This is a genomic window from Lentzea sp. NBRC 102530 (genome assembly GCF_030269365.1).
Lineage (GTDB): Bacteria > Actinomycetota > Actinomycetes > Mycobacteriales > Pseudonocardiaceae > Lentzea.
In genome coordinates, this window is sequence record NZ_BSTF01000002.1 from 611,581 (window position 1) to 637,692 (window position 26,112).

The 26,112-nt window shown below is 71.5% G+C and carries 23 protein-coding genes; 10 read left to right on the top strand and 13 right to left on the bottom strand.

Annotated elements, in window-relative coordinates:
- Positions 1 to 3: 3 nt before the first annotated feature.
- A complete protein-coding gene (locus QSK25_RS06365) occupies positions 4 to 2,031 on the bottom strand; it encodes a xanthine dehydrogenase family protein molybdopterin-binding subunit (protein WP_285634525.1) in 2,028 nt (675 codons plus the stop codon).
- A complete protein-coding gene (locus tag QSK25_RS06370; protein WP_285634528.1) occupies positions 2,028 to 2,498 on the bottom strand; it encodes a (2Fe-2S)-binding protein in 471 nt (156 codons plus the stop codon). Before QSK25_RS06370 ends, QSK25_RS06365 begins: the two co-directional genes overlap by 4 nt.
- Positions 2,499 to 2,562: 64 nt before the next feature.
- On the opposite strand from QSK25_RS06370, the gene QSK25_RS06375 reads away from it, so the two are divergent.
- A complete protein-coding gene (locus tag QSK25_RS06375; protein WP_285634531.1) occupies positions 2,563 to 3,549 on the top strand; it encodes a hypothetical protein in 987 nt (328 codons plus the stop codon).
- Here QSK25_RS06375 and QSK25_RS06380 read toward each other — a convergent pair.
- Positions 3,544 to 4,323 carry an ANTAR domain-containing response regulator gene (locus QSK25_RS06380; protein ID WP_285634534.1) on the bottom strand — a complete coding sequence of 260 codons (780 nt, stop codon included), beginning with the start codon at positions 4,321 to 4,323 and terminating at the stop codon, positions 3,544 to 3,546. The two genes, QSK25_RS06375 and QSK25_RS06380, sit on opposite strands and share 6 nt — an antisense overlap.
- 384 nt (positions 4,324 to 4,707) lie before the next feature.
- On the opposite strand from QSK25_RS06380, the gene QSK25_RS06385 reads away from it, so the two are divergent.
- The 3 genes from QSK25_RS06385 (at position 4,708) to QSK25_RS06395 (ending at position 11,142) form a co-directional block, all read left to right on the top strand.
- Positions 4,708 to 7,800 carry a PA14 domain-containing protein gene (locus QSK25_RS06385; protein WP_285634537.1) on the top strand — a complete coding sequence of 1,031 codons (3,093 nt, stop codon included), beginning with the start codon at positions 4,708 to 4,710 and terminating at the stop codon, positions 7,798 to 7,800.
- Positions 7,801 to 7,838: 38 nt separating this feature from the next.
- Positions 7,839 to 8,852: a LacI family DNA-binding transcriptional regulator gene (locus QSK25_RS06390; RefSeq protein WP_285634540.1), complete on the top strand. Its 1,014-nt coding sequence runs from the start codon at positions 7,839 to 7,841 to the stop codon at positions 8,850 to 8,852.
- Positions 8,853 to 9,000: 148 nt separating this feature from the next.
- Positions 9,001 to 11,142 carry a pectate lyase-like domain-containing protein gene (locus tag QSK25_RS06395; RefSeq protein ID WP_502881810.1) on the top strand — a complete coding sequence of 714 codons (2,142 nt, stop codon included), beginning with the start codon at positions 9,001 to 9,003 and terminating at the stop codon, positions 11,140 to 11,142.
- Here QSK25_RS06395 and QSK25_RS06400 read toward each other — a convergent pair.
- Positions 11,133 to 11,624, bottom strand: a complete 492-nt coding sequence (locus QSK25_RS06400; RefSeq protein ID WP_285634545.1) for a DUF305 domain-containing protein — start codon at positions 11,622 to 11,624, stop codon at positions 11,133 to 11,135. The genes QSK25_RS06395 and QSK25_RS06400 overlap by 10 nt on opposite strands.
- 32 nt (positions 11,625 to 11,656) lie before the next feature.
- A complete protein-coding gene (locus QSK25_RS06405) occupies positions 11,657 to 12,559 on the bottom strand; it encodes a DUF1996 domain-containing protein (protein ID WP_285634548.1) in 903 nt (300 codons plus the stop codon).
- 182 nt (positions 12,560 to 12,741) lie between these two features.
- On the opposite strand from QSK25_RS06405, the gene QSK25_RS06410 reads away from it, so the two are divergent.
- Positions 12,742 to 13,311, top strand: a complete 570-nt coding sequence (locus tag QSK25_RS06410; RefSeq protein WP_285634551.1) for a malectin domain-containing carbohydrate-binding protein — start codon at positions 12,742 to 12,744, stop codon at positions 13,309 to 13,311.
- A 48-nt stretch (positions 13,312 to 13,359) separates the two neighbouring features.
- Here the strand turns inward: QSK25_RS06410 and QSK25_RS06415 are convergent, their stop codons facing one another.
- Genes QSK25_RS06415 through QSK25_RS06430 form a run of 4 tightly spaced genes read right to left on the bottom strand, consistent with a single transcriptional unit; the run spans position 13,360 to position 18,290 of the window.
- The gene (locus tag QSK25_RS06415) at positions 13,360 to 14,280 is read right to left on the bottom strand and encodes an alpha/beta hydrolase family protein (protein WP_285634554.1); all 921 of its coding nucleotides are present in this window, start codon (positions 14,278 to 14,280) and stop codon (positions 13,360 to 13,362) included.
- Between the two features lie 52 nt (positions 14,281 to 14,332).
- The gene (locus QSK25_RS06420) at positions 14,333 to 15,211 is read right to left on the bottom strand and encodes an acetoacetate decarboxylase family protein (RefSeq protein WP_285634557.1); all 879 of its coding nucleotides are present in this window, start codon (positions 15,209 to 15,211) and stop codon (positions 14,333 to 14,335) included.
- Positions 15,204 to 16,847: an FAD-dependent oxidoreductase gene (locus tag QSK25_RS06425; protein ID WP_285634561.1), complete on the bottom strand. Its 1,644-nt coding sequence runs from the start codon at positions 16,845 to 16,847 to the stop codon at positions 15,204 to 15,206. The genes QSK25_RS06420 and QSK25_RS06425 overlap by 8 nt, the downstream gene beginning before the upstream one ends.
- 3 nt (positions 16,848 to 16,850) lie before the next feature.
- On the bottom strand, positions 16,851 to 18,290 hold the full coding sequence (locus QSK25_RS06430; RefSeq protein WP_285634564.1) for a flavin-containing monooxygenase: 1,440 nt from the start codon (positions 18,288 to 18,290) through the stop codon (positions 16,851 to 16,853).
- Positions 18,291 to 18,361: 71 nt separating this feature from the next.
- Here QSK25_RS06430 and QSK25_RS06435 point away from each other — a divergent pair, with 71 nt between their 5' ends.
- The 5 genes from QSK25_RS06435 to QSK25_RS06455 all read left to right on the top strand — a co-directional run bounded on the left by QSK25_RS06435 (position 18,362) and on the right by QSK25_RS06455 (position 22,845).
- On the top strand, positions 18,362 to 19,393 hold the full coding sequence (locus QSK25_RS06435) for an AraC family transcriptional regulator (protein WP_285634567.1): 1,032 nt from the start codon (positions 18,362 to 18,364) through the stop codon (positions 19,391 to 19,393).
- 65 nt (positions 19,394 to 19,458) lie between these two features.
- Complete coding sequence (locus tag QSK25_RS06440; protein WP_285634569.1) at positions 19,459 to 20,739, top strand: DUF1800 domain-containing protein; 1,281 nt, start codon at positions 19,459 to 19,461, stop codon at positions 20,737 to 20,739.
- A gap of 4 nt (positions 20,740 to 20,743) precedes the next feature.
- Complete coding sequence (locus QSK25_RS06445) at positions 20,744 to 21,553, top strand: DUF1501 domain-containing protein (protein WP_285634571.1); 810 nt, start codon at positions 20,744 to 20,746, stop codon at positions 21,551 to 21,553.
- Positions 21,457 to 21,981 (top strand): DUF1501 domain-containing protein, encoded by a 525-nt coding sequence (locus tag QSK25_RS06450; RefSeq protein ID WP_502881813.1) that lies wholly within the window; start codon positions 21,457 to 21,459, stop codon positions 21,979 to 21,981. Before QSK25_RS06445 ends, QSK25_RS06450 begins: the two co-directional genes overlap by 97 nt.
- 39 nt (positions 21,982 to 22,020) lie before the next feature.
- Positions 22,021 to 22,845 carry an alpha/beta hydrolase gene (locus tag QSK25_RS06455; protein ID WP_285634576.1) on the top strand — a complete coding sequence of 275 codons (825 nt, stop codon included), beginning with the start codon at positions 22,021 to 22,023 and terminating at the stop codon, positions 22,843 to 22,845.
- Positions 22,846 to 22,924: 79 nt separating this feature from the next.
- Here QSK25_RS06455 and QSK25_RS06460 read toward each other — a convergent pair whose 3' ends face one another.
- Genes QSK25_RS06460 through QSK25_RS06475 form a run of 4 tightly spaced genes read right to left on the bottom strand, consistent with a single transcriptional unit; the run spans position 22,925 to position 25,987 of the window.
- Entirely contained in the window at positions 22,925 to 23,581 is a 657-nt protein-coding gene (locus tag QSK25_RS06460; protein WP_285634579.1) for a caspase, EACC1-associated type, read from the bottom strand.
- Positions 23,582 to 23,935: an effector-associated constant component EACC1 gene (locus QSK25_RS06465; protein WP_285634582.1), complete on the bottom strand. Its 354-nt coding sequence runs from the start codon at positions 23,933 to 23,935 to the stop codon at positions 23,582 to 23,584. It abuts the gene before it with no gap.
- Between the two features lie 4 nt (positions 23,936 to 23,939).
- Positions 23,940 to 25,058: a hypothetical protein gene (locus QSK25_RS06470; RefSeq protein ID WP_285634585.1), complete on the bottom strand. Its 1,119-nt coding sequence runs from the start codon at positions 25,056 to 25,058 to the stop codon at positions 23,940 to 23,942.
- Positions 25,055 to 25,987, bottom strand: a complete 933-nt coding sequence (locus tag QSK25_RS06475) for a hypothetical protein (protein ID WP_285634588.1) — start codon at positions 25,985 to 25,987, stop codon at positions 25,055 to 25,057. Before QSK25_RS06475 ends, QSK25_RS06470 begins: the two co-directional genes overlap by 4 nt.
- Positions 25,988 to 26,112 lie beyond the last annotated feature (125 nt).

A 26,112-nucleotide genomic window follows, 5' to 3' on the forward strand; every position in this document is an offset into this window, starting at 1 on the left:
CGATCACCCCACGTCGGTCCCGATCGGCATGCCCGTCACGGGCGTGTCGCCGGCCAGCGCCGCCGAGATCGCCGCCGCGGCCGGGGGATAGGCGAGCTCGCCCAGCCCGCCGAGCGGGGCGTCGGACGGCACGATCGTGACGTCGACGTCCGGTGACTGGTCGATCCGCGCCCACGTGAAGTCGCCGAACGAGGACTCCGCGACGTGGCCGTCCCGGACCGTGATCTGCGCACCGAGCACTGTGGACAGCGCGTCGGACACGCAGCCCTCGACCTGGGCCCTGACCCCGGACGGGTGCAGCGCCACGCCCACGTCGACGGCCGCGTGCACCCGCAGGACCCTGCGCGCGGCGGGATCGGCGACGGCGATCACCGCGATCGCGGACCCGTACTCCTCCAGGCACGCGACGCCTCTGGCCGTGCCCGGCGCGGGTGGCCTGCTCCAGCCGGCGCGGTCGGCGACGGTGTCGAGCACGTTGCGCAGCCGCGAGGTCGCGGGCAGCAGGGTGCGGCGCAGCGCGACCTGGTCGAGGCCCGCCCGCCGGCCGATCTCGCTGAGGAAGTTCTCCTCGGCGTAGGCGAACTGGCCCGAGTAGACCGACCGCCAGAAACCGGTGCGCAGCGGGGCCGGGCGCACGGTGACGGTGACCTCGCCCGGCACGGCGTAGGGGAAGTGGTCGCCGCTCGCCTTGATCAGGGCCGGGTTCGAGAAGATCGGCAGGACGGTCAACGGCCAGGTGACGACCTCGTGCGCACGCCGGACGGGCAGGCCGTCCTGCCCGATCTCGGCGGTCAGCCGGTGCACGGACATCGGCCGGTACGAGTCGTGCCGCATGTCGTCGGCCCGCGTCCAGAGCACCTGGACGGGCACCCCGACGCGGCGCGAACAGGCCACCGCCTCCTGCACCTGGTCGGTCTCGATGCGCCGCCCGAACGCCCCTCCGGACGCCGCCGCCTCGACCCGCACGGCCGTCGCGGGCAGTCCGAGTTGCTGGGCCACCAGGGTCTGGATCCGGCCGGGGTCCTGGGTCGGCACCCAGATCGTCGCGCCGTCCGGACGGACGTGCGCGGTCGCGTTCATCGGTTCCATCGGCGCGTGCGCGAGCAACGGCATCTCGAACGTCCGCTGGAGGCCGGTGATCGGGCTCTGCGCGGGCAGGGCGGCGTGCAGGTCGGCGAGCCACGCCCGGCTGTCGGCGGCAGGGGTGCCGCCACGCCAGGTGATCTTCAGCGTGTCGCGGGCCTTCAACGCCTGGTAGGTCGACCGAGCGAGGACCGCCACGCCGCCCTGACCGTCGGCCGGAGCGGCGAGCGTGATCACGTCGACCACACCGGGGATGGCGCGGGTCGCGCTGTCGTCAATGGTGTCCGGGACGGCGCCGATCCACGGCGGGCGCGCCACCACGGCCACCAGACCACCGGCTGGGCGGGAGTCGATGCCGTACTTCACCCGGCCGGTCGAGATGGTGCGGGCGTCCACGCGTCCGGCGCGGGTCTTGCCGAGAAGCCGCCACTGGTCCTGGGGGATGAGCGTCACGGGCACGGTGGCCGGGTCCAGCGCGGCGGCCGCGCGGACGAGCGCGCGGTACGGCAGCCTGCCCCGGCGCGGGTGGCGGACGGCGCCGTCCTTCGCGGTGCACTCGCTCACCGGCACCCGCCACCGTTGCGCGGCGGCCGTGACGAGCAGGCAGCGCGCGGTCGCGGCGGCCGTGCGGATCGGGGTGCTGAGCTGGCGCACCGACGTCGAGTTCGACACCGACTGCGAGCCGTACTTCGCCGAGTCGCCCGGCGCCTGCTCCAGGGTGACGTCACCGACCTCGACCGCGAGTTCCTCGGCGACCATCAACGCGACGACGGTCCGCACGCCCTGCCCGCTGTCGGGCTTCGGCACGGTCGCGGTGATCCGGCCCGCGTCGTCGAGCCGGACGAAGACGTTCGGGACGAGGCCCTCGACGGCGAGCGCGGGTATCGGCACGGCCACCATCAGAGCGCCGGCGCCCGCGCCGCGCAACAACGTCCGCCTGCTGATCACCGTTCCTCCCGCATGATCCGGGCGGCCCGGCGCACGGCGGCGCGGATGCGGGGATAGGTGCCGCACCGGCACACGTTGTCCCGCAACGCCTCGGAGATCGCCTCGTCGTCGGGGTCGGGATCACGGGCGAGCAGCGCCGCCGCGGCCATCATCTGACCGGGCTGGCAGTACCCGCACTGGGCCACGTCCAGCTCGCGCCACGCCCGTTGCACCGGGTGGTCGCCGTCGCGGGAGAGCCCCTCGATGGTCGTGATCCGCGCCCGCGCGCTGTCCGCCGCCGTCCGCACGCACGGCCGGGCCGCCTGACCGTCCACATGGGACGTGCAGGCACCGCACAGACCGACCCCGCACCCGTACTTGACCCCCGTGAGCCCCAGCTCGTCGCGCAACACCCAGAGCAGGGGAGTGTCCGCCTCGACGTCCACCTCGTGCCGTTCACCGTTGACGCGCAACAGATATCGGGCCACCGCGTTGCCTCCAGATTTGCTCAGGGTGCTGAACGTAGCACGCGCACCCTGCATAATGCTCAGCATGCTGAACGATGTGCGGCGTGGCCGCGGGCTCCTGGTGTGGGCGGTGGTGGGGAGCGCGGTGCTCACCGGATTGGTGTGGTTGCTGGGACAACGGCTGCACGGGATCACGCTCCTGCCCGATCAGGGGGCCTCCTGGTACTACTGGAAGCTGCCCGATCCGACCTTCTGGAGCAGGGCGTCCGCCTGGGTGGGCTACGCGGCCCACCAGCTGGTGTCGTGGGGGCTGATCTACTACGCCCAGACCAGGGTCCGGCGGTACACGACCGGGCTGCACCGGATGAACGTCGTCGCGCTGCTCGCGAACGGCGCGTTCATCGGGTTGCACGCCCTGCAGACCCAGGTGTTCTACGACGGCCTCGCGCAGGACGTCTCGATCTTCAGCTCGCAGGGCTCGGTGGTGCTGCTGCTCGTCGTGGTGCTGCTGATGGAGAACAAGCGCCGCGGCCTGGTGCTGACCTGGTCGGCGCCGATCTCCGCACAGGTCGTCGCGTTCGCCCGGCGCTACCACGGCTACCTGTTCAGCTGGGCCGCGATCTACACGTTCTGGTACCACCCGATGGAGTCGTCGAGCGGGCACCTCATCGGGTTCTTCTACATGTTCCTGCTGCTGGTGCAGAGCAGTCTGATGTTCACGACGTCCCACACGAACCGCTGGTGGACGATGACCCTCGAACTGCTCGTCGCCGTCCACGGCACGCTGGTCGCGGTCATGAACTCCGGGCCCGACGGCATCTGGCCGATGTTCTTCTTCGGGTTCGTGGCGATCTTCGTGCTCACCCAGATGCACGGCGTCGGGCTGAGCGCGACGACCCGGTGGTGGATCGGCGGGACGTTCGTCGTCGCCGCGCTGGCCGTCTACTCGTGGCGCGGGCTCGACCGGCTGGACGAGGTCGTGCGCATCCCGCTGATCGAGTACCTGCTGGTGGGTGTGCTCGCCGTGCTGATCTGGGCGGGGGTCAGGCTGGCCGCGCTCATCCGGTCATGACCGGGTGGCGGACTCCAGCAGCTTCACGGCGACGTCGCGGAGCTTGGTGTTCGCCCGCTGGGACTGCTCCACCAGCATCGAGAACGCCTCGTCGGCGGTGCAGCTGTGGACGGCCATCAGCACGCCCTTCGCCTGTTCGATCACGGCACGGGACGTCAGGGCGCGTTCGAGGTGGCCCACGTGGTCCTGGGAGCGGCGCCAGCGCTGGGCGTTGGTGATCGTGGCGGACGCGGCCGTGGTGAACAGCCGCATCAGGCCCTCGTCGAACGGGTCGAACGCCGTCGCGGTGTAGCTGTAGACGTTCAGGGTGCCGATGTGGCGTACTTCGGTGTTGTCCGAGGCGGGGAGGACGACGGGCACGGACAGGTACGCGCGGACACCGGCCTTCCCGGCGGCGGCCTCGAACTCCGGCCACTCGTCGCGGTGCTCGCCGACCACGGCCCGGACCGGGACCAGCTTGGCCGCCGACTCGAGGCACGGCCCGCGGCCCGACTCGTACTGCTGCCGGTCCACCTCGACCAGGTCCCGGTCGGTGGCCGCGGCGGTGTGCGGCTGGGTGTCGGTGACGACGGAGACGGTCACGGCGTCGGCGTCGGGCAGGGCCCTCGTGGCTGTGTCGGCCACCCGCTGCAGCGCGTCGTCGAGGGACTCCTCGCCGGTGAAAGCGTCGTGGAGCGCCGTCAGCGCTTCGGTGGTCTCGTCCAGGCGGTCCAACGCGTCGGGGCGCTCGTCGCCCTGCTGTCTCACCGGACCGGTCTGCACGTAGTCGGCCATGCCGCAGCGCCCCTATCCCTCTCACCGGAATCCACGGCGCCGGCTGCTTGACGTCGTCCAGCGCATCGTACGGGGAGAGGCACAGGAACCGCGCCGGCGGCGGGTTGCTGCAAGGTCTCAACGTCCCGTCGCCGGCGCGGCCGGACCTGCCCGAAAGCGGGTCCTCCGGTGCGAACACGCGCGTGTTCGGCGATCTCTCAGTACCCCGGCGAGGCGACGCTCACACCGCCTTTCGAACGACAGCCGTCGTCCCGGTCGTTCCGGAAACTTGTCCGGTTTGACATGACCGATACCTCCGTTCGGCCGTAGCCCGCCGTCCGAGGCCTGTGCGTGGATGTAGGGGAGCGCTCTTACAACGTTGTAAAACGAAGGGGATCTTCACTGATGAAGAAAGCCGGCCCCGTCCTCGTCGCGCTGTTGCTGGCGCTGGGCATAGCGCCCGGGGTGCCGTCCGCGGGTGCTGCTGAACCCGTGCACGGCCTGAAGGGCGAGTACTTCAGCATGTCGGCACCGGGAGCGCGGGACTTCGCGACCCTCGGTGGGACCGTCCTCGACGCCGACGTCAACCACGGTGACCTGACCGGGGTGTTCGGGTTCCTCAACGGCAGGACCGAGCACACGACCGCCCGCTGGACCGGGCAGATCGCCGTGCCGCAGACCGGCGACTACACCTTCCACGCGATCGGCGACAACGGGTTCCGGTTGCTGGTCGACGGCCAGCCGGTGATCGACCACTGGGTCGGTGACTGGGACCGCGAGCAGACCAGTGCCCCGGTCACGCTCACCGCCGGGCGCCAGTACGACTTCAAGCTGGAGATGTTCCAGGACGTCGGTGGCGCCAACATGTTCCTGCGCTGGTCCAGCGCCACCACGCCGAAGCAGCTCGTGCCGACGTCCGCGTTCACGCCGCCGGCGGACTTCAAGGTCCTGCCGCGCACCGCGGAGGTCTCGAAGGACGGCCGCACCCTCACCGCCGACTTCGGCGGCCGGGTCACCGGCGCGTCCGACCTCAGGGACCACCTGCGGGTCGAGGTCGACGCCACCCCGTTCCCGATCTCGGTCATCACGACGAGCCGCACCAAGGCGACGATCCGGTTGTCCGAGCGCGTGCTGAAGGGCCAGCGGGTCCGGATGTACTACGACGGCGCCGGTGCGCTGGCGGTCGACGGGCAGAAGGTCGAGAAGACCGCCCGCACGACCGGCAACGCCTCCACCGAGCGGCTCAGGACGCCGTGGGGCGAGAAGGCCGACCCGCGCAACCCGTTGCCGGAGTACCCGAGGCCGCAGCTGGAACGCGACAAGTGGCTCAACCTCAACGGGCCGTGGGAGTTCGCCGCCGCGAAGGCCGGTGAGCAGCCGCAGTTCGGCAAGAAGCTGCGTGAGAAGGTCGTCGTCCCGTACCCGATCGAGTCGCAGCTCTCCGGGCTCGAACGGCACGAGGACCACATGTTCTACCGCCGCACCGTGACCGTCCCGCACGACTGGAAGATCGGCGGCGGGCAGCGGCTGAAGCTCCACTTCGGTGCCGTCGACTACGAGGCCAAGGTCTGGGTGAACGGCAAGCTGGTCGCCGAGCACACCGGTGGCTACACGGCGTTCAGCGCGGACATCACGGACGTGCTCAAGCGCGGTGAGCAGGAGATCGTCGTCGGCGTCACCGACACGACCGGGCCGCACCAGCCCAAGGGCAAGCAGGCGGTCAACCCCAGCGGCATCTTCTACACCCCGTCGTCGGGCATCTGGCAGACGGTGTGGATGGAACCCGTGGCGGACAAGGGGATCGACGAGATCAAGACGACCCCGGACCTCGCCACCAGCACGCTCTCGGTCAACGTGAAGTCGGCCGGCAGTGGCACCGTCACGGCCGTCGCACGCGACGCCAAGGGCAAGCAGGTCGGCACGGTCACCGGCCCGGCGAACTCCGCGCTCACGCTGCCGGTGCCGAACGCGCACCTGTGGACGCCGGACGACCCGTACCTGTACAAGCTCGACATCACGCTCGGCAAGGACAAGGTCAAGAGCTACTTCGGCATGCGCTCCACCGGCATCGCGAACGTCGGCGGCACGCCCAAGCTGACGCTCAACGGCCAGCCGATCTTCCACCTGATGCAGCTCGACCAGGGCTTCTACCCGGACGGCCTGAACACCGCGCCGAGCGACGAGGCGTTGGTCTTCGACCTGCAGGCCCAGAAGGACCTGGGCTTCAACTCGGTCCGCAAGCACATCAAGGCCGAACCCGCCCGCTGGTACTACCACGCCGACCGGCTCGGACTGCTCGTGTGGCAGGACTTCGTCGCCCTCGAGGACGGCACCGACCCGCTCGCCCAGGAGCGGTTCGTCGAGGAGGGCAAGGAGCTGATGCACCAGCTCCAGAACCACCCGTCGATCTACGCCTGGATCGTGTTCAACGAGGGCTGGGGCGAGTGGGACCGCACCGCCACCGGGCAGATCACCGACGAGGTCAAGGCGCTGGACCCGAGCCGGATCGTCAGCGCGCACAGCGGCGTGAACTGCTGCGCGTCCAAGGGCGACAGCGGCAAGGGCGACGTCATCGACCACCACGACTACAACAACACCGACCCGGCCCGCCCGGACGGCAAGCGCGTCGTGATGGACGGCGAGCACGGCGGGTTCACGCTGCGCACGCCCGGCCACCAGTGGCCGGTCCCGCCGATCGCGATCTACAGCGGTGTGGCGGACAAGGCGGCGCTGACGGCGAAGTACGTCGACAACACCCGCACGTTCTACCTCGGCCAGGCCCGGCAGGAGATGTCGGCGTCGGTCTACACCCAGGTCACCGACCTGGAAGGCGAGCTCAACGGCCTGTGGACCTACGACCGCAAGCGCCTCAAGGTCGATCCGGGGCCGGTCCGCGAGATCAACCGGCGCGTCATCGAGGCCGGGGCCAACGCGGGCAAGCCGTACCCGTACGCGGGCAGTGGCGAGTGGAAGCTGAACGAGACCGGGGGCACCACGGCCAAGGACTCGACCGGCAAGAACCCGCTGTCGCTGACCCCGACCGGCGCCACCTGGAAGGACGGTGCGCTGGAGTTCCGCAACGGCTCGGCGGACACCTACGGCCCGGTGGTCGACACCACCAAGGACTACACGGTGTCGGCGACGGTGCGGCTCGACGAGCTGCCCGGCAACTACGCGAGCGCGGTGAGCCAGGACGGCCGGCAGGCGGAGAACCCCTTCTACCTCCAGTACGGCCAGGGCGCGTTCGCGTTCAGCACGCCCGGCGGCAACCGCGCCCGGTACGAGGTCGTGCCGGAGCTCGGGCGCTGGTACGAGCTCAAGGGTGAGCGCAGGGGCAACGAGATCAGGCTCTACGTCGACGGCGCGCTGGTCGCCACGGCACCGGCCGGACCGGCGCTCGAGAGCACCGGGGCGTTCACGGTCGGTCGCGCCAAGTACAACGGCCAGAACGTCGACTTCTGGAGGGGAGCGATCAAGGACGTGCGCGTCACCTCCTGATCTCGGGAGAACGCTCTCCGGCGTGGTACAACCGTGGCATGAGCAAGGTTGCGCCCACGCTGGAGGACGTCGCGCGCGTCGCGGGAGTGTCGCGCGCGACGGTCTCGCGTGTCGTGAACGGCACGCGGAACGTCGATCCCGACATCCAGGAGACGGTGCGCAACGCGATCGAGCAGACCGGGTACACGCCGAACCGCGTGGCCCGGTCTCTCGTCACCCGCCGCACCGGCACCGTCGCGCTGGTGATCTCCGGCGCCGGCGGGGGATCGGACGTGTTCACCGACCCGTTCTTCGGCCGCGTCACGGCCGGGGTGGTCGACTTCCTGCGCGGTCACAGCGTGCACCCGGTGCTGATGCTCGCGGACACCGACAAGGCGCGCACCGAGGTCGTCGAGTTCCTCCGGCAGGGCAGCGCGGACGGGGCGTTGCTCGTCACGACGCACGCCGCCGAGCCGTTGCCCGGCCGCCTGGTCGAGGCCGGGGTGCCCGCGGTGCTCTACGCGCGGCCCGGCAGCCCGATGCCGATCAGCTACGTCGACATGGACCACCGCGCGGGCGGCAGGCTCGCCGCCGACCACCTGGTGACGTCCGGGCGGTACAACATCGCCACCATCTCCGGCCCGATGGACGTGCTCGCGAGCCAGGACCGGCACGCCGGGTTCCGCGACGCCATGGCGCGGCACGGTTTCCCGTACGTCCCGACGGTCGAGGGCGGGTTCACCGCCGAGAGCGGGGCCGCCGCGACGCACCAGCTGCTCAAGGAGAGCCCGGACCTCGACGCGGTGTTCGCCGCGAACGACCTGATGGCGCAGGCGGCCGTGGACGTGCTGCTGGAACACGGGCTGCGGGTGCCGGAGGACGTCGCCGTGGTCGGGTTCGACGACAGCGCGCCCGCCCTGAACTGCCGGCCGCAGCTCACCACGATCCGGCAACCGGTCGAGCGGATGGCGGCGCAGATGGCCGAACTCCTGCTCGGAGACCTGGAAAAACCGGGACAAAGGCCGAGATCCGTCATCTTCGAACCGGAACTCGTCGTGAGGGCCTCTGCCTGATTGACCTGCCCGACACCCGGCGTTAACGTCCCTTGGGAGAGCGCTCTCACGCCCCTGTCCAAGGCTTTCCGCCCTTCCCCTGTCAGGCAGGACCATGGGATCGACCCTGTCCAGGGCCGCCGCGTTCGCCGCTGCCGCCCTGTGTTTGGTGACCACAGTCAGCGTGACGTCGCAGGCGGGTGCCGCCGCCTGCGGCACCTCCAACGTCGCTCTCGGCAAGACCGCCACCGCGTCCTCGACCGAGAACGGTGGCACCCCGGCGTCGGCCGCGGTCGACGGCAACGCCGGAACGCGCTGGTCGTCGCAGTTCGCCGACCCGCAGTGGCTCCAGGTCGACCTCGGCTCCACCCAGCAGGTCTGCCGCGTCTCCCTGAGCTGGGAGGGCGCGTACGGCAAGGCGTTCCAGGTCCAGGTGTCCGACACGGCCGCCGCGAACTCGTGGCGCGATGTCTACTCGACCACGACCGGCACCGGTGGCACGCAGTCGGTCGACGTCAGCGGTTCCGGCCGGTACGTCAGGGTGCTCGGCACCCAGCGCGGCACCGGCTACGGCTATTCGTTGTGGGAGCTGGGAGTCTTCGCCACCGTGCCGGACACTCCGGGGGTGACGCCGACCGACCCGCGCAACCCGGACTTCGGCCCGAACGTGTACGTCTACGGCCCGGGATCGTCGCAGTCGGAGATGCAGTCGCGGCTCGACACCATCGCCGCGCAGATGAAGACCAACCAGTTCGGGCCGCAGCGGCACGCCGTGCTGTTCAAGCCGGGCAGCTACAACGCCGACGTGAACCTGCGGTTCTACACGCAGATCGTCGGGCTCGGGCTGATGCCGGACGACGTGAACATCAACGGCCACATCCGGGTCGAGGCCGACTGGCTCCAGCAGGGCGACGACCCGAACAACCTCGGCAACGCCACGCAGAACTTCTGGCGCGGCACCGAGAACCTCTCGGTCACGTTGCCTCCCAACCAGATCGAGCGCTGGGCGGTCTCGCAGGCGACGGCGTACCGGCGGATGCACCTGCGCGGCCAGGCGCACCTGTGGAACGGGTACGACGGCTGGGCCAGCGGTGGTCTGATCGTGGACAGCAAGATCGACGGCGTGACCGTCTCCGGCTCGCAGCAGCAGTTCCTCACCCGCAACAGCAACCTCGCCGGTGGCTGGTCGGGTTCGGTCTGGAACATGGTGTTCGCGGGCACGCAGGGCGCGCCGCCCGACAACTTCCCGAACCCGTCGCACACCACCGTCGACACCTCGCCCGTCACGCGCGAGAAGCCGTACCTGTACTTCACCAGCGGGGGTGAGTACCGCGTGTTCCTGCCCGCGTTGCGGCAGAACTCGCGCGGCACGAGCTGGGAGAACGGCAACCCCGGCACGTCGGTGTCGTTGGCCGACTTCTTCATCGTCAAGCCCGGCACCCCGGCCGCGACGATCAACCTCGCGTTGCAGCAGGGCAAGCACCTGCTGCTCACGCCGGGCATCCACCAGCTCGACGACACGATCCGGGTCACCCGGCCGAACACCGTCGTGCTGGGCCTCGGCCTCGCGACGCTGACGCCGACCACGGGCAGGGCCGCGCTGACGACGTCCGATGTGGACGGTGTCAGGCTGGCCGGGTTCCTGGTCGACGCGGGCGTGCAGAACTCCCCGGTGCTGCTGGAGATCGGTGACTCCAGCGCGGCCTCGCACGCCGCCAACCCGACCTCGCTGCACGACGTGTACCTGCGCGTCGGCGGGTCGCAGGCAGGCAAGGCCACCGTCAGCATGCGGGTGAACAGCCGCAACACGATCATCGACCACACCTGGGTGTGGCGCGCCGACCACGGCGAGGGCGTCAGCTGGACGGCGAACCCCGGCCAGAACGGCGTGATCGTCAACGGCGACGACGTGATCGCGTACGGCCTGTTCGTCGAGCACTACCAGCAGCACAACCTGATCTGGAACGGCAACGGCGGCCGCGTCTACCTGTACCAGAACGAACTCCCGTACGACCCGCCGAACCAGGCCGCGTGGATGAACGGTTCGAAGCGCGGCTGGGCCGGGTACAAGGTCGCCGACACCGTCACGACGCACCAGGCGTTCGGCGTCGGCGTGTACTGCTTCAACCAGGCGAACCCGAGCGTGGTCACGGACAACGCCTTCGAGGCGCCGAACCGGTCGGGAGTCCGGTTCACGCACCTCGTGGCGGTGTCGCTCGGTGGCGTGGGCACGATCGCCAACGTCATCAACGGCACGGGCGGTCAGGCGGACCTGGCGAACCAGGTCCGGTACGTCGTGAACTACCCCTGACCGAGCCTGCCGAGCTGCTCCCTGCGTGACGACTCGACGGACGCCGCGAACTCCTTGGTCGCGGCGTCCGTCCCGTTGTCCTGCTCGCTGCGGGCGAGCTTCGCGGTCTGCTCCAGGTGCTCGTGCAGCTTCTTGGGCAACGCGGAGGGATCCGTGCGGATGACCAGCAGGTCGGCCTCGGAGATCAGGCCCGGCATCCGGTGGCCGGCGTGCACGTTGGTGTCCGGCAGCCCGGCCCGGTCCCGCAACCGTCGCAGGTGGATCAGTTCCTCCGAGTGCGACGCCTTCAGGTCGGCGGCGAACTGGGCCAGGGATGCGGGTGCGGCGTCGAGCGCGGGCAGCAGTTGCTCGTTCATCGGGATCATCAGCTGGACCCACGCCGTGTCGGTCGCGTTGAACGGCGAGGCCTCGGCGGGCGGCGGGGGAGCGGGCGCGGCGGCACACCCCGCGAGCAGCAGCACCGCGGAAACACCCCAGGGCACGCGCCGCCCTGGGGTGCATGAGGCGAGGAACCTCACCGCGGCAACCGGTAGTCCGGTCCGAGGGCCGCTCCTCTGTTCGGCTTGTACAGGTCGAACCCGCGCGGATCGCACTGCAGCCCGCCGTTGATGCAGTGGCGGACGAGCGCGGCCTGGGTGGGTGCGTCCCAGGCGTTCATGAAGTCGTAGTGCCAGGTGTAGCCGCGGCCGCTCGACAACCTCACCCGTGACATGTCCCCGGAGACCGGGAACGCCATCTTGAACTCGATCATCGGCACCGCCACGGGGTGCGACGGCGGGCAGACGAGCGTCGCGCGGTCCGGGTAGGCCATGTGGGACCTGTGGTCCGCCGAGTCGAGGTCACGGCCGTTCCAGCAGCTCGGTGCCTGGTAGCGGACGTTGAGCTGGGTGCCGGGCGGGCACCACGCCGGGAAGTCGTAGTTGTGGAAGCTGTCCCCGCACTCCCAGCCCTCGACCGCGCCGGGAGCGGTGCGGAACTGCTCCTGCGTCGCCGTGGGACTGCCGACCACGAACCGCATGCCCGGCGGGAACGGCACCACGTCCTGGTACCGCAGGATGCCGGACTTGTAGTAGATGACCTGCGGGAAGTCCGGCGGCACGAGCTGGTCGCCGTTGTAGACCGACGGGAACCAGTACGCGGACCTGTCGTCCGGCGTCCTGCAGTTGGTCTGAGCTTCCTTCAACGAGTCGTTGGTGCTGCGGGCGTTGGTGGAGGGGTTGCCGAGGAACGTGTGCATGTGCGAGGCGCCCGGCAGTCCCGGGAAGACGATCGGGTCGTCCGGGAGGTGGGTCGTGACCGAGCAGTTCGCCTGGAACTCGTGGTGCGTGACCAGGTCGTCGGCCTTCGCCGACTGGGTCACCACCACCGCTGCCACCAGGGCAGCCGTCATCGTCAACGCGCTGAGTTTTCGGGACACCAATGTCCTCCTGCCGACGTGGGGAACCGGCTTGGAGAGCGCTCTCCCAAACAGCGTCCCGTCACGTCGTGCGAGGTGTCAAGACCGGTTCTTTGACAGGGCCGACGGTCTGGTCGTACCGTGCGTCGGCAGGGTTGTGAGAGCGCTCTCCTCATCTTCCCGGCTGGTAACAGGAGTTCGAAGTGCGTGGATTCATCAGGTTCATCACGGCGGGCGCGGCGTCGGCCGCCCTGCTGTTCGGCGCCGCGCCCGCGGTGCTGGCCGACGGATCGGTCCAGGTGGACGTGGGAGGCTCGGGTGACGCGACCTTCCTGCCGGACAACGGGGCCGGCGGCCTCGTCGACGCGAAACCGGCCGACAAGCGTGCACACACCTCCCTCAGCCGCACGGTGACCAACCCGATCCCCAACGGGATCTGGTACACGGCAAGGCACCTGGAGTCGACCTACGAGCTGACCGGGCTCACCGCGGGCGGCGCCTACGAGCTCAGGCTCTACTTCCTCGACTGGTACTTCACCCGGCCCGGTCAGCGGGTCTTCGACGTCGACGTGAACGGCACCCGCGTGCTGAGCGACTTCGACATCGTCGGCACGGCGGTCGCGGCCGGCGCCGACGCCCCGCTCACGGCGTTCGGCGTGGAGGAGGACCTCGCGGTGACGGCCGACGAGAACGGGACGGTCCGCATCGACTTCGTTCGCGGCAAGGTCAACCAGCCGCAGGTGAACGCGATCGCGCTCGTGCCGGCGTCCTGACCGCCAGGGGCAGGGCAGACGACAGACAGCCGAACACGTCCGGGTGAGTCACCGCTGAGGTTCCGCGCCCGGCTGCTCGGTGCCCTCGAACACGACGGCGGCGTCCGTGCGGGCGGGCTGCCCCCAGACGAAGTCGCGGGCGGCGGCGTCACCGGCGAGGTAGTGGCGGAACCACGACGTCATGACCCGCTTGGCCGCGACGAGCTGAGCGGCCCGGGTGATGGACCCGTTGTCGCAGAACAGGCCTGAGGAGTCCATGAATCCACAGTGGAACCCGCCGGTGATCGTGCGCAGCTGCTTCGCCGGCGGCTTCGCGGTGAACATCGGCCGCTGGTGCTCACCGACCGGCGTGATGGTGTCCTGCGACCCGGCGAGGAACTGCGCGGGCGCGGCGAGGGACGCGGCCGCCGCCCTGGCCGACGGGGTCGTCTCGGCGGCGGCGTAGGTGGACACGGCCGTGATCCGCGGGTTGCGCGCCGCCGCCAGCACGGCCGCGCCGCCACCCATGGAGTGGCCCGCGACGCCGAGCGCGGCGGTGCTGATGTGGTCGCGGAACCGCGAGCCCGCCGTGGTGTCCTGGGCGACCAGCCAGCTCAGACCGGTGTTGAGGTCGTCGGCGAACGTGCCGTGGTTCGGGCTCAGGCCGCCCTGCGTGGTCGGCACCACGACGACGAAACCCCACGACGCCAGGTGGTTGCTGGTGCTCGTGTACTTCGACGTCGCCTGGAAGAAGCCGTGCCCGAAGGCGATCGCGGGGAACCGGCCCGCCGCCACGGGCTGGTTCGTCCCCGCGGCGGTGGCGGGGTAGTGCACGCGCGCGGGCACGGACCTGCCGCCCACGACGGCGGTGACATCGCTGTACGCCACCGGATGGGTGCTGGGCAGGCCGTAGTCCGGTGGCGCCGCCACCGCGCTCGGGGTGGCCAGGGCGGTGGCCACCAGGGCCAGTGTTGTCGCGAGAACTCGCATGAACCGCTCCTCGTGAGAAGGGTGGACCGGCGGCGCTGGTGGCGCCGCGACGTCAGGGCGATCCGAACCTCATGCGCAGACCCGTGACCGCGAGGTGCAGGCGCGGGCGGGCCGTGGTGAACCGGGCGAGGGGGCCGTCCGGGGTGAAGCGCCACTCCAGCCGGGTGCGGCGGACGCGGGCGGAGGTGCTCAGGGCGGTGCGGACGGTGCGGTGGTCCAGCGACTGCCAGACCGAGGCGCCGACGCGCAGGGGCAGGCCGCGTGCCGGGGGAGGGGGCTCGTCGGCACGACGGTCGGCGGCGCCGGGTGGTTCGGTGGTGCCGGGTGGTTCGGTGGTGCTGGGTGGTTCGGTGGTGCTGGGTGGTTCGGTGGTGCTGGGTGGTTCGGTGGTGCTGGGTGGTTCGGTGGTGCTGGGTGGTTCGGTGGTGCTGGGTGGTTCGGTGGTGCTGGGTGTAGTGGTGGTGCCGTGCGGGGCGGTGGTGCCGGGTGGCTCGGTGGTGCCGGGTGCACCGGCGGTGCCGGGTGGCTGCGTGGTGCCATGTGCGCTGGCGGGTTCGTGCGCGGCGGCGATGCTCTCTGCTCGCGCTGCCAGTCGCGGCGAGGACGAGAGCGTGAACTCCGCCATCTCCTTGGGGATCCCCCACATCGCCCGCGCCCCTCGCCGCGACGTCTCGTCGTCCACCCAGATGTCCGTGATGGACAGTCCGAACCGGACTCCCCGGCGCACCACCACGGCCGCCATCAGCTCGCGGTACGAGAGCAGTCCCTCATCCGAGTAGTCGACGAACGCGGTCACCACGACCACGCGGCCGAAGAGGCTGAGCGGCGCCACGCCGGTGGGCAGCAGGGGTACCACCGAGCGCGGCGCCGTCCACACCGTGAGCCAACCCCGGCCGCACAGGGTCCACGGTGCAGGAGGGAAGTCAGGCATTCGAGGCTCCCGGTCGCAGGGCGGCGGGCGCGCCCACCGGCACGGCGGGGCGGAGCGGTGCCACCGCGCGGATCCTCCGGTAGCGCGCGCCGAGAGGGGGGCGCGGGTCCGGATCTCCCTTGCACGGCCACAACGACATCGCCCGCTCGGCGAGCGCGGTGATCGTCAGCGCCGGGTTGACCCCGAGGTTGGCCGGGATCACGGACCCGTCCACGACGTGCAGCCCGGGGTGGCCGTGCACGCGGTGGTAGGGGTCGACCACGCCGGTGGCGGGCGAGTCGCCGATCACGCAGCCGCCGATGAGGTGACCGGTCAGCGGGACGTTCGCCAGGTCGGTCCACGCGCCCCTGGGCACTCCGCCCGCGCGGGCCGCGAGACGCCGTGCCACCTCGTGCCCCGCCGGGATCCACGACGGGTTGGGCGCGCCCTCGCCCTGGGTCGTGGTGAGGCGGCCGCCGCGCAGGCGGGTGGTGAGCGAGTTGTCCAGGCTTTGCATGACCAGCAACGCGATCGTCTCCTCCGACCACCGGCGTGGTGTGTGCGTGCGCAGTGCCGTGCGGACCTCGGCGCGGAGCTGGGAGAGGCCGCGGCGCAGCCGGGACGGGCCGCCGTCGACGAGCGTCGTCATCAGCAGGCCCAGCAGGTTGCTGCCGCGCCCGTACCGCACGACCTCGACGTGCGTGTCCGCGTCCGGGTGGATCGAGGACGTGATCGCGATGCCGCGCGAGTGGTCGATCCGCCCGCCTGTCGTGCGCACCGCGACGACCGCCTCGGAGTTGGTGCGGCACAGGGCCCCGAGCCGTGGCGACAGACCCGGCAGCCCGCCCCGGTCGCGAATGCCGTGCAGGAGCCTCTGCGTGCCGAGGGACGCTGCCGCGAAGACGACCTGGGTGCTCGTGAACACGCGCTCCGCCCGGCTGCCGGTGCGGTGGGTGCGCACGGCGTACCCGCCGGTGCGTCCCGGCCGCACGTCGGTCACCGTCGTCAACGGCCACACCTGCGCGCCCGCCTGCTCGGCGAGGTGCAGGTAGTTCTTCGGCAGCGTGTTCTTCGCGTTGGAGCGGCACCCGGTCATGCAGGCACCGCAGGCGATGCAGCCGGTGCGCCGCGGACCCGCCCCGCCGAAGAACGGGTCCTCGCCGTCCGGTCCGAAGTGGACACCCACGCGGGTCGGCTGGAACGTCTCCTCGACGCCCAGCTCCGCCGCGACCTGCCGCAGCAGCCGGTCGGCCTCGGTGCGCACCGGGTTCTCGACGACGCCGAGCATCCGGCTCGCCTGGTCGTAGTGCGGTGCGAGCTCGGCCCGCCAGTCGGTGACGTGCGCCCAGTGCGGGTCGCGGAAGAACGACCCGGGCGGTTCGTACAGGGTGTTGGCGTACACCAGGGAGCCGCCGCCGACACCGGCCCCGCTGAGCACGAGGACGTCGCGCAGCAGGGTCATCCGCTGGATGCCGGTGCACCCGATGCCCGGCGCGAACAGGTAGTCGCGCAGCTGCCAGGACGTGCGGGGCAGCTGGTGGTCGGCGAACCGGCGACCGGCCTCCAGCACACCCACGCGGTACCCCTTCTCGGTCAGCCTCAGCGCGGTGACCGCGCCGCCGAACCCCGAACCGATGACGATCACGTCGTAGTGCACGTCTCACCCCCGTTCCGCGGCCTGGACCAGCACGTGGTCCCCGGGCCGCAGGCGCGCGGTCCGGCGCAGGTACTCCCCGGTCCCGCCGGGCCAGTTGGTCGTGACCGACCCGTCTCCCGCGCGGTACCAGGAGCCGCAGCCGCTCCACACGCCGTGCGCGAGCCGGGCCCGCATCTCCGCGTCGAACGCGGCCGCCACCTCCGGTCGCACCTCCAGGCCGCCCCCGCCGGAACGGGCGAGGTGGCGGACCGCGGCGACGACGTAGCGGCACTGCGCCTCGATCATCGTGATCACCGAGTTGCCCCCGAGGTTGGTGTTCGGGCCGTACACGAGGAAGAAGTTCGGGAAACCGGGCACGGTCATGCCCAGGTGTGCCCGCGGCCTGCCCGCCCACACGTCGGCGAGCTCACGACCGTGCGCACCGGTCACCTCCACGGGCAACCGGAAGTCCGCCACCTCGAACCCGGTGCCCCAGATCAGCACGTCCGCCGGGTGCACCCGGCCGTCGCGGGTGCGCACGCCGTCGCCGGTGATCTCGGTGATCGGCGCGGTGACCACGTCGACGTTCGGCGAGGTCAGCGCCGGGTACCAGTCGTTGCTGAACAGCACCCGCTTGCAGCCGGCCTGCTCGCGCGGCCGCAGCAGCGCGCGCAACCGGGGGTCGCGCACCCGGACGTGGCGGTGCGCGGCGGCGAGCCCGGCGACGAGGCTCCGCGAGAACCGTCCGGAGTTGAGCAGCCCGGTCAGTGCCTCGCCGGCGAGCCAGACCCCCACGCGGGCGACCCGTGCGGTCCAGAGGTGTGCCGGGGCGCGCGTGGCCGCGTCGGGTTTGGGCAGCACGTGCGGCGCCGACCGCTGGAACACGGTGAGGGTGCTCGCCAGCGGACGGATGCGGGGGACGAACTGCACCGCGCTGGCACCCGTTCCCACCACCGCGACCCGCAGGCCGGTGAGATCGACGTCGTGCCGCCACCGCGCGCTGTGGAACACCGGGCCGTGGAAGCGGTCCACACCGGGCAGGGCGGGAGTCGCCGGCCTGTTCAGCTGTCCGACCGCCGACACGAGCACGTCCGCTTCCACGACACCGCCGCCGGCCAGTGCGACGCGCCACCGGCCGCCGTCGAACGACGCGGAGACGGCCTTCGCGCCGAACCTGATCCGGTCCCGCACCGGTGCCGCCGTCCGCCGGAGGTAGGCGAGCACGTCCGGCTGCGCCGCGTACCGGCGCCGCCGGTCGAGGTGGGGAGCGAAGGAGTACGAGTAGAGCGACGACGGCACGTCGCACGCCGCGCCGGGATAGGTGTTCTCCCGCCAGACCCCGCCGACGTCGTCGGCGCGCTCCAGCACGGTGAAGTTGTCGAAACCGGCTCTGCGCAGGGACAACGCCACACCGAGACCACCGAACCCGGCACCGATGACGACCACTTCCGGGGTAGCAGGCACGAGATCGAAACTAGGAACAACCACCCGTTCGCACCAGGACAACGGCGGCCGGGGAATTGACAATCGCGGCCATGAGGACGTTGGCCGAACCCGCGACCCGGCGCTGGGACTTCCCCCGCGGCATCGCGAGCGTCGCACTGCTGCTGCGCTACGGCGTCGAACGCGGGCTGCCGCGGCACGAGCTGCTGGCGGGCAGCGACCTCACCGCCGGGCAGCTCGCCGACCCGGCGGCCGAGATCACCGCCCACCAGGAGCTCGCGGTCGTGCGCAACCTGGCCGCCCGTCTCCCGGACGCGGGCGTGGACGCGGGCCGTCGCTACCACGCCACGACGTTCGGCGTGCTGGGCCACGCGTTCCTCAGCGCCGCCACGGTGCAGGACGCGGTCGACCTGGCGTTGCGCTTCCTGGACCTCAGCTTCGCGTTCACCGCGCCGACCGCCGCGCTGACCGGAGACAGGCTGGTCCTCTCGCTCGACCCCGGTGCGCTGCCCGCCGATGTGGCGCCGTTCCTGGTCGAACGGGATCTGGCCGCCATCCACACGGTGATCGGCGAGCTCGTCGGCGGCGAGGTGCCGGTCGTCTCCGTGGAGCTCAGCCGTCCCGCACCGGCCGACGTCCGGGCCCACGAAGAGGTCTTCGGTGTCAGACCGGAGTTCTCCGCTCGCCGCGATCAGTCCGTTGTGGACGCCGCGCTGCTGGTGAGAGCGCTCCCGCTCGCCAGTCCGGAGGCGACGGCGTTGTGCGAGCAGCAGTGTGCGGACATCGCCGCACGCCGTCGCCGGAAGCCGGGCGTCGAGGACGAGGTCCGGCGAGTGCTGGAGAACTCGGTCCGGTTCGAGGAGACGATGCCGGACGTGGCCCGCGCGCTGGGCCTCAGCCCGCGCACGTTGCGCCGCAGGCTCACCGAGTCCGGCACCGGCTACCAGGTGCTGCTGGACGAGGTGAGGGCCGCACGCGCGGCGGCGTTGCTGACGGGCGGGGGAGTGTCGGTGGAGCGGGTGGCGGCCGCGCTCGGGTTCGCCGAGTCCGCCAGCTTCATCCACGCGTTCCGGCGCTGGTACGGCACCACGCCGGCCGGTTTCGCGCGGTCGCGCGGCGCTTGAAGCGACTCTGAAGGATCAGGGCCGCGCCCTGGTCACGCCGGGACGTCCCCCGAACACTGTCCGCCATGGTGCAACTGGACGAACGCGCCGCGGTGCGGAGGCTGCACGACCGGCTGGGCACGGGCCCGCGGCCGGGAGACCTGGACAGGACGTTCGGCGCCGCGCTCGACGCGGTGCTCGGGGGTGATGCGGCCGGTGAGGTGCCGCCACCGCGACCGGTCAGCCCCGCCCGCCCGGCCAAGGGCGACCGCGCGGCCAAGCAGGACGCCGCCCACCAGCGCGACGAGGACGACCACGCGCTGACGACGTGGTGGCTCGACCGCATGGTGACCACGAACAGACCGGCGCTCGAACGCATGACCTGGTTCTGGCACGGGCACTTCGCGACGAGCGAGCAGAAGGTGCGGTCGCCCCGGGCGATGCTGGCGCAGAACGAGACGTTCCGCAGGCTCGGGCTCGGGCCGTTCGCGGACCTGGCCCAAGCGCTGGTGATCGATCCGGCGATGCTGGTGTGGCTGGACGGCAACGACAACCGCGCGGGCGCGCCCAACGAGAACCTCGCCCGCGAATTCATGGAGCTGTTCACCCTGGGCGTCGGCCACTACGGCGAACCGGACGTCCGCGAGGCCGCCCGCGCGCTGACCGGCTGGACGGTGCGCGCGGACACCGGCAAGGCCGAACTGGTGGCCAAGCGCCACGACGACGGCGAGAAGACCGTCTTCGGGCAGTCGGCGAAGTTCACCGCGAGGTCGTTGGTCGCACTGCTGCTGGAACGGGCCGAGAGCGCGGAGTTCGTGGTGGGCAGAACGTGGTTCCGGCTGGTGTCCGCGCAACCACCACCGGTCGACGTCGTCGCACGGCTGGTGCCCGCGTTCCGCCGCGACACGCGCTCCCTGTTGCGCGCCGTGGCCTCCGAACCGGCGTTCCGCGATCCGGCGAACGTGCTGGTGAAGCAACCCGTCGAGTGGGCGGCCGGGCTGATGCGCGCGGTGGGGGTGCGGCCCCGCGATCTCGAACGCGAGCAGGCCGACGGACTGCTGAAGGCGTTGCGCGGACTCGGCCAGACGCCGTTCCGCCCGCCGAGCGTCGGCGGCTGGCCGGCCGGGGGCGCGTGGCTGACGACCGCCACCTGGCCGTCGCGGCTCGACCTGGCGAAGCTCGTGGCGGACCGCGCCGACCTCAAGGCCGCCCTGGGCACCGCCGACCGGATCGAGGGGGTGCGGCGCCTGCTCGGCGTGGACTCGTGGTCCGACCGCACGAAGACCGCGCTCGGCAAGGTCTCCGGCAACCCCGCGCAGCTCGTCGTCGTGGCGGCGAACTCCCCTGAACACGTGGTGAGCAGGTGAACTCGTGGACTCCCTGACCCGGCGCCGTTTCCTGACGCTCTCCGGGGTCACCGCCGCCGGCGCCCTCGCGCTCGGTGCGACGCGGGTGAACTGGGAGGACCTCATGAAGGCGGCGGCCGACGACCCGCTCGACGCGAGCCAGGGCGTGCTCGTCGTCGTGACCCTCTACGGCGGCAACAACGGTCTCAACACCGTCGTGCCCGCCGAGGACCGCGCCTACCAGGACGCCCGCCCGGACCTCGCCCACGAACCGGGCGAGGTGCTCGGCCTGGGCGAGGGCCTGGGCCTCAACCCGGGACTCAAGGGGCTGAAGGGGCTCTGGGACGAGCAGGGGCTGGCCGTCGTGCGCGGCGTCGGCTACCCGCGACCCGACCACAGCCACTTCCGCTCCATGGCCATCTGGCAGACGGCCTCGCCGCGCACGTCCGTCCCGTCCGGCTGGCTCGGCCGGTGGCTGGACGAGACCGCGGGCGGCGACCCGTTGCGCGCGTTGTCCGTAGAACCCCTGCTGCCACCGATGCTCGCGGGCGAGCGCACGGCCGCGGCCTCGTTCCCGCTGAACGGCCTCAAGCTCCCGCAGGGACCCCTGGGTGAGGCCTTCACCGCGCTGGGACAGCCGTTCGGTGGCGAGGACCCTGGCAGGCGAGGGTCTCACGGTCCATCGCCGACCTGCGCCGCACCGCCACCACCCTCACCGGCTCGCCCGACGGCGGCAAGCTGCCCGACGACGACCCGGACGAGCAACGCGACAAGGGTGCCTCGGCGGGCGGCGGCGGTGCGCTGGGCGCCCAGCTCGACGTGGTGGCGCGCCTGATCGAGGCGGGCGCGCCCTGCCGCGTCTACTCGGCGTCGCTCGGCGGGTTCGACACGCACTCCGACGAACGCGCCACCCAGCAACGCCTGCTGACCGAACTCGACGCGGCGCTCACACCGTTCGTCCGCAGGGTCGGGAAACGGGCCGTCGTGCTGGTCTACTCCGAGTTCGGCAGGCGCGTGCGGGCCAACGCGAGCGACGGCACCGACCACGGCACGGCGGGTCCGGTCTTCCTGCTGGGCGCGGGGGTGAAGGGCGGCTTCCACGGCGCGCAGCCGAGCCTGACCGACCTCGACGACGGCGACCTGGTGCAGACCACGGACTTCCGCGACGTGTACGCGACGGTCCTGGACCGCGTGCTGGGCACCGAACCGTCCAGGGTGCTGACCGACCACACCGGACAACTGGACGGCGTCTTCGCCACCTGACCTCTGGCGCATCGCCCGCGCTTCCGCATAATGCTCAGCGTGCTGAACAATGTGGTGCGGTCCGTCGCGGCAGGTCTGTGCGTCGTGGTTCCGCTGTTCCTGCTCGCGCTGGCGTGGCGCCCGTTGACGCACGGCCACCCCGCGCACCTGGTCCTGCTGGGCGCGGTGGCGGTGATCGGCGTCGCGCTGGCGTGGTGGGCACCGCCGTGGCTCGCGGCGGTGCTGGCGGTCGTGCTGCTGGCGCCGGCGGTGTACCTCCAGCCGTTCGCCGCGACCCAGGACACCGGCGACGAGACCGTGCTGCGCCCGGAAGGGCCGGTCCGCGCGGGACTCGTGTTCCACCCCGGCGCCCGCGTCGACCACCGGGCCTACCTGCCGTTGCTCCGGCGCGTCTCCGAGCAGGGGTTTCTCGTCGTCGTGGTGAAGGAGCCGCTGAACATCGCGCTGCTGAGCGGCGACACGGCACCCCTGCGCGCGAGCCACCCGGAGGTGCCGGTCTGGGCGGTCGGCGGGCACTCGCTGGGTGGCGTGGCCGCGTCCGGGGACGTGCTCGCGGACCCGTCGGTGCGGGGCCTGGTGCTGTGGGCGTCCTACCCGACCGGCGACCTGTCGGGCCGCGCCGGGCTCACCGCGTGGTCGATCCACGGCGGGCGGGACGGCTTCACCACGCCGCAGGACATCGCCGAGTCGCGGTCCCGGCTGCCCGCGGACACCCGGTTCGCGGAGATCCCCGGCGCGGTGCACGCGTTCTTCGGCGACTACGGCGACCAGCCGGGCGACGGCGTTCCGGCGGTGTCGCGAGCCGAGGCCCAGGACGAGATCGTCGAGCAGACCGTGGCGGCCCTGGAGGCTGTCGCGCAGTGAACTCTATTGTTTCAGTGTGGACCGAAGTCAGTCCTGGAGGTGGCTGGGCACCGAGACCGGGTTCACCACCCCCGCGACGCTACGACCGCAGCACGAAGTCCGCGCTGTGGTTGACGCACCGTTGCTGCGGGCGGGGCAGGCCCCGGCCCGGCAGGGTGTGGTCGAGGTGGCGGTAGAGGGTGCCGAGGTCGACCGGCCCCGGCGTCTTCTCCAGGAACGCCAGCAGTTCGCCGGTGAACTCGGTGTGGCGGTCCTGCGTGCGGTACTCGGCCTTGTCCGTGCGGTGGGTGGCGGTCAGCAGGTGCAGGTTCGCCGCCGCGGGGGCGTCCATGGCCAGGCCGGAGTAGCAGCAGTCGAGGATCACGACCTTCCACGCCGCATCGGCTCGCGCGATGATCTCGAACACCGAGTCGACCGGCAGCGACGTGCGGCGGACGTGGCCCTCCTCGTCCACGGAGCCGGGCAGTGCCAGGCACAGGCGGTCGGAGTCGTCGCGAAGGCCGTGGCCGGTGTAGTAGAACACCAGGGCGTCCACGGGGGCCGACGTGCGCAGGGTGAGCCGGTCGAGCACGAACTGCGCGGTGGGCGGGTCGACGAGGACGTCCAGGTTGCCGGCACCGTAGTCCTCGACGAGCGCGTCGTGCAGGTCGACGACGTTGCCGGCGGACCAGTCGAGCTGGGACAGTCCCCCGGTGTAGGTGCTGGTGCCGACCAGCACGGCGCGCGTCCCGGACACTCAGGCCTCGTCCAGCATCCGCATGATCCGGCTCCGCAACGCCTCCACGTCCGCCCGGCCCCTGACGTCGACGTCGAGCGTGTCTTCCTTGTGCGTGGCGGAGATCCGCAGGGTGATCCGCCTCGACTTGGCGCGTTCGCTCAGCCAGGTGCAGAACGGCCGGCCGAGCCGTCCGGTGCCCGCCAGGACGATCACGGCGTCCGCGGCCCCGCCCAGTTCTCCTTCACCGGGGCCGTTCATCCGGGTGCGGTTGCTGCCGCGCAGGTCCTCGTCCAGCCACTTGGCCAGGTGCCGGGCGTCGCGGTCGCGGTCGGCGGGGTCGCCCTCCGGCTCGATGATGAACTCGTCCGGCATGGGATCACCTCTCGGCGGTGGTGGTGCCGCGCCCGCGGGGCTTTCCCGTCGGGGCGAACAACGGCAGGTGGCTCTGCACCTGGTACGGCAGGCGGAACGTCAGGGCGGCTTCGTCCACATCGGACAGGTCGCAGAGGATGCGTTCGGAGTCGCGCAGGGCACCGACCGGTGCGCCCTGGCCGTGGGTGAGCCCGAGCCATTCCCGGTTGAGGCCGGCGAAGTTGCGCCAGAAGGTCTCCTGCTCGCCGGGAGGAGCCTCGCAGGCGACCCCGCCGCCGGTGGTGGCGGCGACCAGCTCCGCGAAACCGCTGCGCGGTTCCCCCTGGGAAGCAATGGAGATCCGGGTCCGGAAGCACGGTCCGGACGTGTACAGGGAGGCGGCTCGGTCGTAGAGCGGGGCCGCCTGCTCCGCCAGCGCGTCGGGCTCCATCGACACCGTCCACACCGGACTGGGCGGGCTCGGCCGCGCCAGGTACCGGTACTCCGCCGCGAGCCTGCGCAGGTCGTCCACCAGCGGCGGCGACGGCCGGTACGGCTCCAGGTAGACGCTGAGCACGGTCGGCTCCGGCATCAGCCTCAGTTCGCGCCACAGCGGTTCCCACGACCGGTCCGCGGGCGCGCGCAGCGGAGACACGGCGAAGCAGAACCGCCGCCGCGTCTCCGGCCGTGAACAGTGCGCCCAGGCCAGCCGCTTGCGCACCTCGACGGTGCGGTAGCCGCCGCGCGCACTGGGCACGAGGTGCTCCCTGACCTCGTCCGCGTCGAGCAGAGGGTCGGTCCGCACGTGGATCGGCGCGGCGGCGAGCCGGTCGCGCAACCGAATCGCGGCCTCCGCGGCCCGGTGCGGATCGCCGTCCTCCACCCTGCCGAGCAGCACGCACGACAGCAGCCGGGTCGAGGGGTCGTTGCGGAACCGGAGTTCCCAGCGCGCGTACGACTCGGTCGTCCACAGGCCCGCCAGCCACGCCGTCTCGTGCGTGATGGTCCTGGTGAGCCGCTGCGACTCGTCCACGTCCGGATACGAGCCGGTCTCGCCCAGCTGCAGGGCCGGCCGCACGCGCACGCCGATCCACGCCCAGCTCATCGCGGGCGTGGTCTCGAGCAGGACTCCGGGTGGGGTCACGGCGTCTGCGGGTCCGGGATCCCGTGGCGCCCGGTCTCCTGGACCCCGACCATCGGCGGCGACACGAACCCGCCCGGCACCGGTGCGGCGGCGAACCGGCCCTCCTCGACGGGCGGCAGGCCGTTGGGGAAGCCGAAGTGCTCGGGCACCTGGATCCCGTCCACGGCCACCATCAGGCCCTCGCGGCACGCGGCGTGCACGGCCTCGCGCATCGCCCGCGCGCGGTCGGCGCGCATCATCGCGATCTCCGGGTCGTTGTGCCCGCTCATGCTGCGGAAGATGCCGACGAGGAACTGCCAGATCAGCGTGGCGCCGCGGCGCGAGCGCCACATCTGCCAGCCCAGGTAGAGGCTGGTGCCGTAGCGGAACACCGAGACGTAGATCTGGAAGTCGCCCTCGGTGATGTAGAGCCGGTGGTCGAGGTCCGTCGGAGCGTTGCCCGTGCGGATGCGGCGCGGCCCGCCGCCGACCGGCAGCTGGCGGCGGTACATCGTGCCGGAGATCTGGCTGTAGGCGGACTGCACGAACTCGGCGCGGTCGGCCAGCACGACCCGCCACTCGGCGATCGGCTCCGGCAGCCTGCTCACCAGCACGATCAGCAGGAACACCACAACGGACAGCACGCTTCCCGTGCCCATGAAGAAGGTCGCCGCTCCGGCCGCGCCGGAGTTGCTGCTGCTGCCGTAGTAACTGCTGCTGCTCCCGCTGAAACTGATGACGAGGAGGAACAGGCCGATCATCCAGAACGCCGCCCCGACGACGAACCCGGCGATGGCGCCGCGCAGCCAGAGGTGGAAGACGAACCGCCAGCCGACCGTGTCGTCCAGATAGGTGTCCATCGGCTGATGGCGCAGGTTCTTGTCCAGGTAGGCGGCGTTGCCGTCGCCTCCCCGCCAGCCGGGCAACGGCTGGGCTTGGTTCTCGTGCACGGTGGGTCCCTCCCGGAAGTGGCGTGCGGCCACCGGATTAGTAGCGCTCACCCGGGGCGCTGTTATCCGAATTGGACACGTTCACTCTTCTGCCCTAATTCAGGGATCCGCGAAATGGAATCAAC

Bases quoted from the DNA above. Each gene is read 5' to 3' on its own strand.
- QSK25_RS06375 (WP_285634531.1), top strand. From the start codon at position 2,563: ATGCTGAACGATGTGCGGCGTGGCCGCGGGCTCCTGGTGTGGGCGGTG.
- QSK25_RS06380 (WP_285634534.1), bottom strand. From the start codon at position 4,323: ATGGCCGACTACGTGCAGACCGGTCCGGTGAGACAGCAGGGCGACGAG.
- QSK25_RS06385 (WP_285634537.1), top strand. From the start codon at position 4,708: ATGAAGAAAGCCGGCCCCGTCCTCGTCGCGCTGTTGCTGGCGCTGGGC.
- QSK25_RS06390 (WP_285634540.1), top strand. From the start codon at position 7,839: ATGAGCAAGGTTGCGCCCACGCTGGAGGACGTCGCGCGCGTCGCGGGA.
- QSK25_RS06415 (WP_285634554.1), bottom strand. From the start codon at position 14,280: ATGCGAGTTCTCGCGACAACACTGGCCCTGGTGGCCACCGCCCTGGCC.
- QSK25_RS06420 (WP_285634557.1), bottom strand. From the start codon at position 15,211: ATGCCTGACTTCCCTCCTGCACCGTGGACCCTGTGCGGCCGGGGTTGG.
- QSK25_RS06435 (WP_285634567.1), top strand. From the start codon at position 18,362: ATGAGGACGTTGGCCGAACCCGCGACCCGGCGCTGGGACTTCCCCCGC.
- QSK25_RS06440 (WP_285634569.1), top strand. From the start codon at position 19,459: ATGGTGCAACTGGACGAACGCGCCGCGGTGCGGAGGCTGCACGACCGG.
- QSK25_RS06465 (WP_285634582.1), bottom strand. From the start codon at position 23,935: ATGCCGGACGAGTTCATCATCGAGCCGGAGGGCGACCCCGCCGACCGC.